The sequence below is a fragment of the Pseudomonas sp. KB_15 genome, assembly GCF_052114525.1.
In the GTDB taxonomy this organism is placed as follows: Bacteria; Pseudomonadota; Gammaproteobacteria; order Pseudomonadales; family Pseudomonadaceae; genus Aquipseudomonas.
Map to the genome: position 1 here is coordinate 1 of NZ_JBFREX010000268.1, position 414 is coordinate 414.

At 51.2% G+C, this 414-nt stretch carries 1 rRNA gene; it reads right to left on the bottom strand.

The features are described 5' to 3' along the window. Positions 1-414 (bottom strand): 23S ribosomal RNA (locus tag AB4Z35_RS30820); the annotation flags it as partial.

Sequence of the window (414 nt, forward strand, 5' to 3'; positions counted from 1 at the left end):
CCTCTTGACACCGGACGTTAGCACCCGATGTCTGTCTCCCGTGATTGCACTCTTCGGTATTCGGAGTTTGCTATGGCGGGGTAATCAGCAATAGACCCCCCAACCATGACAGTGCTCTACCCCCGAAGGTGAGACACGAGGCACTACCTAAATAGTTTTCGGAGAGAACCAGCTATTTCCAGATTTGTTTAGCCTTTCACCCCTATCCACAGCTCATCCCCTAACTTTTCAACGTTAGTGGGTTCGGTCCTCCAGTACGTGTTACCGCACCTTCAACCTGGCCATGGATAGATCATCTGGTTTCGGGTCTACACCCAGCGACTCAACGCCCTATTCGGACTCGCTTTCGCTACGCCTTCCCTAATCGGTTAAGCTTGCCACTGAATGTAAGTCGCTGACCCATTATACAAAAGG